At 68.2% G+C, this 9,243-nt stretch carries 5 protein-coding genes; all 5 read left to right on the top strand.

Annotated features, from left to right (window positions below; all coding sequences use genetic code 11):
• Positions 1-104 precede the first annotated feature (104 nt).
• The 5 genes from GXY15_13805 (at position 105) to GXY15_13825 (ending at position 8,906) form a co-directional block, all read left to right on the top strand.
• On the top strand, positions 105-4,133 hold the full coding sequence (locus GXY15_13805; protein NLV42282.1) for a PASTA domain-containing protein: 4,029 nt from the start codon (positions 105-107) through the stop codon (positions 4,131-4,133).
• A 105-nt stretch (positions 4,134-4,238) separates the two neighbouring features.
• On the top strand, positions 4,239-5,843 hold the full coding sequence (locus GXY15_13810) for a hypothetical protein (GenBank protein NLV42283.1): 1,605 nt from the start codon (positions 4,239-4,241) through the stop codon (positions 5,841-5,843).
• A complete protein-coding gene (locus GXY15_13815; protein ID NLV42284.1) occupies positions 5,840-7,012 on the top strand; it encodes a glycosyltransferase family 4 protein in 1,173 nt (390 codons plus the stop codon). The genes GXY15_13810 and GXY15_13815 overlap by 4 nt, the downstream gene beginning before the upstream one ends.
• A gap of 462 nt (positions 7,013-7,474) precedes the next feature.
• Positions 7,475-8,035, top strand: a complete 561-nt coding sequence (locus tag GXY15_13820) for a hypothetical protein (GenBank protein NLV42285.1) — start codon at positions 7,475-7,477, stop codon at positions 8,033-8,035.
• Positions 8,036-8,054: 19 nt separating this feature from the next.
• A complete protein-coding gene (locus GXY15_13825; protein ID NLV42286.1) occupies positions 8,055-8,906 on the top strand; it encodes a hypothetical protein in 852 nt (283 codons plus the stop codon).
• Positions 8,907-9,243: the final 337 nt, after the last annotated feature.

Below are 9,243 nucleotides of genomic sequence, written 5' to 3' on the forward strand. Positions count from 1 at the left end.
GACACGTTTTTATGTATTTTATTGGATTATGGCAATCCGTCCGCGTGTGACGTGAACATACGGGTTCGTTGCCCAACTCTTTTGAAGTTCAGCGAGGAATGGCAATGTTTAACGAACCCGTGCGCGGCGGGCGTGTTGGTGTGTGCCTTTTTCTGGCGATGGCGATGCTGATGCTGCCCGGGTGCGGCAAGGTCGCGGTGCCGGATGTTGTGGGAATGACCCTGGAGGCGGCGACATCCGCGCTCACGGACGTGAAACTGGCCGTGGGGGCGGTGACCGAGGTCTTTAGCGCCACGGTTCCGGCCGGTCAGGTGATCCAGCAGGACCCTGCGGCGGGCACCAAGGTCAAGTCCACCTCCGCCGTGGCGCTGGTGATTTCCAAAGGCCCCGAACCGGTGGCCACGGTTGCCGTGCCGGATGTCGCGGGGATGACGCAGTCGGCGGCGGCAACGGCGCTGGCCGGCGCTGGCCTGACGGTTAGCGCGGTGACCGAATCTTTCAGCGCCACGGTTCCCGCAGGCCAGGTGATCAGCCAGACCCCGGCGGCGGGCGCGCTGGTCGCGCCGGGGTCGGCGGTGGGTCTGGTGGTGTCCAAGGGTTCGGAACCGGCCGCCACGGTTGCGGTGCCGAGTGTTGTGGGGATGGCGCAGGCGGCGGCGGCAACGGCGCTGGCCGGCGCTGGCCTGACGGTTGGCACGGTGACCGAATCTTTCAGCGCCACCGTTCCGGCGGGTCAGGTGATCAGCCAGAACCCCGCATCGGGCGTGTCGGTCACGCTGGGGGCGTCCGTGGCGCTTGACGTGTCCAAGGGCCCCGAGCCGGTCGCGGTGCCGGATGTGGTGGGGATGACCCAGTCTGCGGCGGCAACGGCGCTGACCGGCGCGGGCCTGACGGTCGGCGCGGAGACGGAGTCCTTCAGCGCCGCCGTTCCGGCGGGTCAGGTGATCAGCCAGAATCCCGCAGCGGGCGTGTCGGTCCTGCCTGGGACATCCGTGGCGCTTGACTTGTCCAAGGGTCCCGAGCCGGTCGCGGTGCCGGATGTGGTGGGGATGACCCAGTCTGCGGCGGCGGCGGCCCTGGCCGACGCGGGCCTGACGCTCGGCGCGGTGACGGAGTCTTTCAGCGCCACCGTTCCGGCGGAGCAGGTGATCAGCCAGGATCCCGCGGCGGGCCTGACGGTCCTGCCTGGGACCTCTGTGGCGCTTGACGTGTCCAAGGGCCGCGAACCTGTTCCGGCCCCGGATGTCGTGGGGATGACGCGGGCCGAGGCGGAGACCGCCATTACCGGCGCGGGCCTGACGGTCGGCTTTGTGGCGGAGGTCTTCAGCGGCACGGTCCCCGCGGGCCGGGTGATCAGCCAGAACCCTCCGGCGGGGACGCCCACGCAGTTGGGGACGGGGGTGGGTTTCGTGGTTTCGCGGGGTCCGGCCATATCGGTGCCGGATCTGGCGGGGATGACCCAGGCGGAGGCGGAGGCGGCCCTGGACGAAGCGGGCCTTCTGGCGGGAACGGTGACGCAGTCCCTCAGCGAGACCGTGCCCGCGGGCCGGGTGATCAGCCAGAACCCCACCGCGGACTCGGTGCTTGCGGCGAATGCGCCGGTGGACATCGAGGTGAGCCTTGGTCCGGCGCTGGTGGCCATGCCCGACGCGAATCTCGCCGAGGCCGTCCGCACGGAGCTGGGACTGGCCGCGGGCACCCCGCTGACGGGGGCGCACCTGCTGGCCCTCACAACCCTCAGCGCCGACGACTTGGCCATCGCCGACCTGACGGGCCTGGAGCACGCGGCAAACCTGGGTTACCTGCGCCTGGGCAACAACCAGATCACGAGCCTCGCGCCGCTGGACGGACTGACGGCCATTTCGTTCCTGGTCATTTACCAGAACCAGATCACGGACCTGTCGCCGCTGGCTGGAATGACGGCCATGAACACCCTGAACATCCACTCGAACCAGATATCGGACCTGACGCCTCTTGCCGCGCTGGTGAACATGCAGGAAATGATGTTCGTAAACAACCGGATCACGGACCTGTCGCCGCTGGCCGGACTGACGGGCCCCGCCACCCTGTACCTCTCGAACAACCCGCTCTTCACAGAAGTGTGCGACACGCAGATTCCCGACCTGGAAGCGCGCGGCGTGACCGTGTCCCACGACGCCTGCATCGCCCCGGTGGCCGTTCCCGATCTGGCGGACATGACCCAGGCCGGGGCGGAAAGCGCCCTCACGGGCGCGGGCCTGGTTTTGGGCGCGGTGGCCGAGTCCTTCAGCGGCACGGTGCCTGTGGGCCAGGTGATCAGCCAGAACCCGTCGGCGGGCGCGCTGGTGGCCCCGGGGTCGGCGGTGAGCCTGGTGGTCTCGAAGGGGCCGTCGGCCTTCGTTCCGGATGTGACATGGATGCTTCCGGCGACGGCCGAATCGGCGCTGATCGGCGCGGGCCTGGCTGTCGGCACGGTGACGCAGGCCAACAGCGACACGGTTCCGGCGGGCCAGGTGGTCAGCCAGAACCCGGCCGCGGGCACGGAAGTGGCGGCGGGTTCCGCGGTGGACTTCGTGGTGAGCCTGGGCTCCGCGCCCGTGAATGTCCCCGACGCGGCGCTCGCCGCGGCCATCCGCTCCACGCTGGGTCTGGCCGCGGACACCCCGCTGACGGGGGCGCATCTGCTGGCCCTCACCAGTCTCAACGGCAACAACACGGGCATCGCCGATCTGACGGGTCTGGAGCGCGCGCTGAACCTGTCGGGCCTGTACCTTGCCAACGACGCGGTCACGGACTTGACGCCCCTGGCCGGCCTGACAAACCTGGCCGTTCTGGGCCTGCACAACAACCAGGTCACGGACCTGGCGCCCCTGGCCGGACTGGCGAGCCTGATGGAGCTGTATCTCCAGCGCAACCAGATCACGAATGTGACGCCGCTTTCCGGACTGTCCACGCTCCTGGTGCTGGACCTCGGCGTTAACCAGATTGTGGACGTGGCGCCGCTGTCCGGACTGACGGACCTCACGGAACTGGACCTCTTCGACAACCAGATCGTGGACGTGACGCCGCTGTCCGGAATGACGGGGCTTGCCATTCTGAACCTGTACACCAACCAGATTGTGGACGTGGCGCCCCTGTCCGGACTGACAGGCCTGGTCAACCTGCTGCTTCAGGACAACCAGATTGCGGACACGGCGCCGCTGGCCGCGCTTGCGAAGCTCTCCTTCCTGTCCCTCGACTGGAACCAGCTCACCACGGTGGCCCCGTTGGTGGCGGGAACCGTCTTCACCGAGGCGGCCAGTCCGCCGAGCCTCTCGTTGACGGCCAACCCGCTTTTCCCCGACGTGTGCGACACGCAGATCCCCGCGCTGGAGGCGCGCGGGGTGACCGTGACCCACGACGCCTGTATTGCAACCGCGACGGTTCCCGACGTGGCCGGCCTCGCCCGGTCCACCGCGATGACCGCCATCGGCGAGGCGGGGCTCATGGTTGGGGCGGTGACGGAGTCCGCCAGCGAAACCGTGCCCGCCGGACGGGTGATCAGCCAGAATCCGGTCGCGGGCACGGTGTTGGCGGCGAATGCGCCGGTGGATATCGAGGTGAGCCTCGGCCCGGCGCTGGTGACCATGCCCGACGCGAATCTCGCCGCGGCCGTCCGCACGGCGCTGGGGCTGGCCGTGGACACCCCGCTGACCGGGGCGCACCTGCTGGCCCTCACAACCCTCAGCGCCGACGACTTGGCCATCGCCGACCTGACGGGCCTGGAGCACGCGGCAAACCTGTCCTGGGTGCGCCTGGGCAACAACCAGATTACGAGCCTCGCGCCGCTGGACGGACTGACGGCCATTTCGTTCCTGGTCATGTACCAGAACCAGATCACAGACCTGTCCCCGCTGGCCGGAATGACGCTCATGAACACCCTGAACATCCACTCGAACCAGATTGCGGACCTGACGCCCCTTGCCGCGCTGGTGAACATGAAGGAGATGATGTTCAACGACAACCAGATTACGGACCTGTCGCCGCTGTCCGGACTGACGGGCCCCGGCGCCTCTCTGTACCTCTCGGGCAACCCGCTTTCCACCGACGCCTGCGGCACGCAGATTCCGGCGCTGCAGGCGGCCGGGGTGGCCGTCACGAGCGACTGCCTCTGATCCGCCCTTGAGCCTCTGATTCGGCGGCGCGGACTTTCGGGTCCGCGCCGCCTTTTTTCGCGCCGCCGCTCCCGTCCATTCCGCCCATGTTGCTACAATGCCCCCATGAAACGCGTGCTGGTACTGGGACTGGACGGGGCCGACCCGGCGCTGTGCCGCCGGTGGATGGACGACGGCGCGCTGCCGAACCTCCGCGCGCTGGCGGCCGCCGGGGCGCTGCTGCCGCTGGAGAGCGTCACGCCGCCCGCCACCTTCCCCGCGTGGACCTCCTGCGTCACCGGCGTGAACCCGGGCCGCCACGGCGTCTTCGACTTCACGGAAATGGTCCCCGGCCGCTACGCCGTGCGCTTTGTGAACGGCTCGTTCCGCCGCGCGCCCGCGGTGTGGGACATGCTCTCGCGCGCGGGGCGGCGCGTGGTGGTGGCGGGGGTCCCCGCCACCTGGCCCCCGGAGCCGGTGAACGGCCTCATGCTCTCCGGCTTCGACTCCCCCGTGGCCACGTCCGTGGACGCCTCGTTTGTGTACCCCCGCGCGCGGGCCGCCGAGGCTGCCGGGTGGCGCTTTGCGGATTTCCAGGAGGGCCGCATCGGACCGGGCTGGCACGCCGAGGCCCTGCGGCGGCTGCTCCTGGGGATCGAGGAAAAGGAGCGCATCCTCCTGAACTGGGTGCGGAGCGAGCCGTGGGACTTCTTCATGGCCGTCTTCGGCGAGAGCGACACGGTGTCGCACCACTTTTGGATGTTCCACGACCCGCAGTCGCCGCGGTATCCCGGGCCGAACCCCTTTTCCGACGCGATCCGCGACGTGTACGCCCGGCTGGACGCGGCGGTCGGCCGGATCGTGGAGGCGGCGGGGCCGGACACGCTGGTGATCGTGGTCTCGGACCACGGGTTCACCGGCGCCGGCATCACGGTGGTCCACCTGAACAACCGCCTCGCCGAGATGGGCCTGCTGCGCTACCTGCCCGGCGGCGGGCGGGACAGCCTGCTCAAGCGGCTGGGGCTGTCGGTGGTGCCCGAGCGCGCGCGCGGCGCCCTGTTCCGCCGACTGCGCGGCGTGGCCGGGGGCGCCGAAAGCCGGTCGCGCTTCGGCGGCCTGGACTGGGCAAACACCCGCGCCTACTCCGAGGAGCTGGGCTATTTCCCCTCCGTGCGGGTGAACCTCCAGGGGCGCGAGCCGCAGGGCACCGTCGCGCCGGAGGACTACGAAGCCTTTGTGGCCGAACTGTGCGCGTGCCTGCGGGAATGGGATGTGGTCGCGGACGCCGTGCCGCGCGCGAAGCTGTACAGCGGCGCGCATGTGGACCGGGCCCCCGATGTGGTGTTGTCTCTGAAGGCGGAAAGCGGGTATGCTCCGGTGTGTGTCCGGGCGCGCGGAGGCGGCGCGCTCCGGAAACTGACCGAGGCGGAATACCCCGGCGGCAAGGAACGCGGCATGAACGGCGTCCACCGAAACCCCGGCGTGCTGGTGACGAACCGGTCTGTGGCAGGCGGGCCGGCAGGGCCGTCCCTGTTGGACATCACCCCGACCGTGCTGTCAGCGCTCGGGGTGCCGGGTCCGGAGATGGAGGGCCGCCCGCTTTTCGCCCCCGGCATGGGGACGGGCGGCGCGCCCCCCGCGGACGGCGGGGACGGCGGCGCGCACCCCTACTCGCCGGAGGAAGAGGCACTGCTCGAGGAGCGTCTGCGTTCTTTGGGATACCTGGAATGAGAAAGCTCAAGATAGTCATGGTCGGCGCGTGCCCCTACCCCTTCCCCCAGGGGTCGCAGGTCTTCCTGCACGACACCGCGTCCACCCTGCTGCGCATCGGCCATTCGGTCCGCCTCGTGGTCTACGACCACGGCGCGGGCGACACCCCGCCCGCCGACGTGGCGCTGCGCCGCGCAAAGCGCTGGCCCCTCGCGCGCGACATCACCGCCTCCGGCCCCGACCGGACCAAGCCCCTGCACGACGCGGCCCTCCTCGCGGCGCTGCGCCGCACCCTCCGGAACGAGGGCGCCGACATCGTCTGCGCACACAACTACGAGGCCCTGCTCGTGGCGCTGGCGGCGCGGACGCGCCCCGTGGTCTACATGGCCCACAACGCCCTCGCCGACGAGCTGCCCTACTACTTCGACCGCCCCGGCGCGGAGCGGACCGCCCGCCGTGCGGGCCGCTGGTTCGACAACACCTTCCCCCGCCGCGCCGACCGGATCATCGCGCCCCACCGCCGCCTCGCGGGCTACCTCGTCCTGCGCGGCTGCCCCCAGGACCGCGTGGAGATCATCCCGCCGCCCGTGGACGCCGACGCCTTCCCCGAGACCGCGCCCGCCGAGGCCCCCATGCCCCCCATCGTCTACACGGGCAACCTGGACCGGTATCAGAACCTTGGCCTGCTGCTGGACGCCGTCGCCATCATCCGGCAGTCCCGGCCCGCCGTCCGCCTGGTCATGGCCACCGCCGCCCTGCCGCCCTTTCCCAACGTGGAGCATGTCCCCTGCGACAACGTGGGTGCCCTGCGTGCCGTCCTCTCGCAGGATGTCGTGGTCGCCGTGCCGCGCGTGTCCTGGTCCGGCTACCCCATCAAACTGCTGAATGCCATGGCGGCGGGCCGCCCCGTGGCCGCCTGCGCCGGCGCCGCCTGGCCCCTGAAGGACGGAGAAAACGGCCTGGTCGTGCCCGACAACGACGCCAACGCCCTGGCGACCGCACTGGTGCGGCTCATGGACCAGCCCCGGCTCCGCCGCGACCTGGGCCGCGCCGCCCGGGCGACGGTCCTAGGGGAACACCACCCGGAAACGGTCGCCCGGCGGCTGGAAAGGGTCTTTCTGGAGGCGCTGGGGACGCCGCCGCGGACGGAGGCAGGACTTGCCGCAGGAAATGACGGCGCGGCGTCGTAGGTGGTTGTTCTTTGGATGCTTGCGGTTCGGGGGAGTGGTGGGGCGGAAAAACGGGGTGTTTGGGCCGAAAAAAGGCTTGACATCCCGCAGGAAACCGGCCAAGATGAACACCAGAAGACGGTCGGGAAGGGGCCGAAATGCCGCCCTCGCGCCCTCTTCATTCGAACCGGTCCCAGCCGAAAGATGGGGGCCGCCCGGACAATATCCCCCAGGTGACCCGCGGACAAAACGCTGTCAGGGAGGGAAATCAACATGGGAAGAGCAATTGTCCTATTGCCGACCGCAGTGGCAGTATTGGCCGTCGCGGTAATTTCCGGGTGCACAGAAAAGGACACGGCGCCGCGTGGAGACCCATGCCTGCCGGGTCCGTGCAAACCGGATGTGTCTGCGGTTACTGATGCGCGTCTCGCTGAGTTGTACTGCATGGCGGCACGCTCGGTCTCCTTGGACATTTCGTACCTGATGGGTCATCGTCCCACCCCGGCAGACCAGCTTTCGTGGTCTGTGGCGGACGTTGATTATGTCGTCGCCAAGGCGGCGCAGGCCGTTGACGCCGCCGACTGGCTTACTTACCGGTGCTGCCTGTTTGCGGCCAGAACGGGCATGCAGCGCGACCCGCGGTGGGTGCCCATCCACCAGAAGGCCCTGACGAGCCCGCGCAGGGAGAAGGTGGCCCTCGACCACGGCTATGCACTGCGCGAAACGCTGCGGATGCTGGGCCAGGCCAACTCGGCTGAGGCTGCGGCCCTGCTTGTACAGGCGAACCAGGCCGCCTTTTGGGGCGCCCCGTTTGCGGGGCAGGCTCTTCGCGAGAGCACCAAGGAGACTCTGGTGCATCTGCGGTCGGTGGCGGTGTCGGCCCTGGGCCTGATGGATGCCGAAATCAGCCTGCCCATTCTCCAGACCATGGCGGACCAGTATCCGAACAAACAACCCGTAGCGAAGCCCTCGTCGGAGTACGAGTTTGAGGACGGGGCGGGGTATCAAATTCAGAAACTGATCAACGAGATCAACGCGCGCTGAGATGCGGAGGAACGGGCAAATGAACACCTACGCATGGATGATGATGGCCGCGGGCATGGCGCTCGCCGGCGAGGCGTGGGCGATCACCATCGGCGATTTCAACCCGCCGCCCGAACTGCCCTATGAGGCCACGTCGTTCCATCACGACGAACTGTTCAAAACCGCCAACGGCCCCCTGGGAGGCGACAGGGCCGAGGGCAACTTGATGCGCGCGTGCACCGAGCTTGCCGAGGACCCGGAGGCCCCGGCCGCATTGCGGCGCTGGGCGGCATTGAGGAAGGTGGATATCCTTTGCTGCACCAGCCGGGAAGACGAGGCGGTGCGGCAGGCCAGGGAGTGGCTCGATAAGCACCCGGAGGATCCCGATCCGATCAGCATTCGCGCCATCATCGCGCAGATTCTGGCGGAACGCCGCAGCGACAACTTCAAACCGACGCGCCCGGAGGTTCAGGACGCTTTCCGCGAACTGTTCGAAAAACATGCCGCCGATGCCCTCGACTGGCGCGTCATTGAGGCCCACATGGGACTGGGAAGGTTTCTAGAAAAGGAAGCCAACATGAATCCTTCCGAGAGCATGCCGCTGTTTCTGCAGTCCGTGTTGGAGTTCCAGGAGGCGTTGCGGGCGGTGCAGTCGCGGATGGCGCTTCCCGGCTGCACGGAAGAGGAAAAGAAGGGGTGTGAAGAATACATTAAGCACAACATCAACCCCTACCTTTACCCCTCCCGGGCGACCCTTCCGGGGCCATCCGAGGAAGCCAAGGCCAAAATGCGCGAATCAACCCTTGACATGCTGATGAAGCAGGGTTTGGACAGGGCCGCCGCTGAGAGTTTTCTGGATCAATTCGACGGGGGGCAGCCAACGGCGCCGTGAGGCAGGCGTGGACTGGCGCGCTCCCTGATCGCCGGATAAACGATGGTCGTGGAGGCGTTCGATTCACGCAGAAAGCGCCGGCGGCGTCAAAGGTGTCCGTTCACCCATGAATGCGCAGGACCTGAGGCGTTCCGACAAGGGATTGCCGTGTCGGCCGGAGTGTTGGCGAGAACGAGATGGCTTCGCTTTGCTGCTAAGAAAGTACCGCCTCTGTGGCAGGTCAGGCGGGGATGGGAGTTATGGGAAGTATGGGAGGCTGGAAACCATTCTCTCTTCATTATCGGTGTTCATCGGTGTTCATCGGTGGTTGCTCTTTGGGGGCGCAGTTCCCCCGCAC

The organism is Candidatus Hydrogenedentota bacterium (assembly GCA_012730045.1).
In the GTDB taxonomy this organism is placed as follows: Bacteria; Hydrogenedentota; Hydrogenedentia; order Hydrogenedentales; family CAITNO01; genus JAAYBR01.

What these genes read in the sequence shown, in the direction of transcription:
- GXY15_13815 (NLV42284.1), top strand. Translation starts at nt 5,840, where the DNA reads ATGAGAAAGCTCAAGATAGTCATGGTCGGCGCGTGCCCCTACCCCTTC.
- GXY15_13820 (NLV42285.1), top strand. Translation starts at nt 7,475, where the DNA reads ATGGGTCATCGTCCCACCCCGGCAGACCAGCTTTCGTGGTCTGTGGCG.
- GXY15_13810 (NLV42283.1), top strand. Translation starts at nt 4,239, where the DNA reads ATGAAACGCGTGCTGGTACTGGGACTGGACGGGGCCGACCCGGCGCTG.
- GXY15_13805 (NLV42282.1), top strand. Translation starts at nt 105, where the DNA reads ATGTTTAACGAACCCGTGCGCGGCGGGCGTGTTGGTGTGTGCCTTTTT.
- GXY15_13825 (NLV42286.1), top strand. Translation starts at nt 8,055, where the DNA reads ATGAACACCTACGCATGGATGATGATGGCCGCGGGCATGGCGCTCGCC.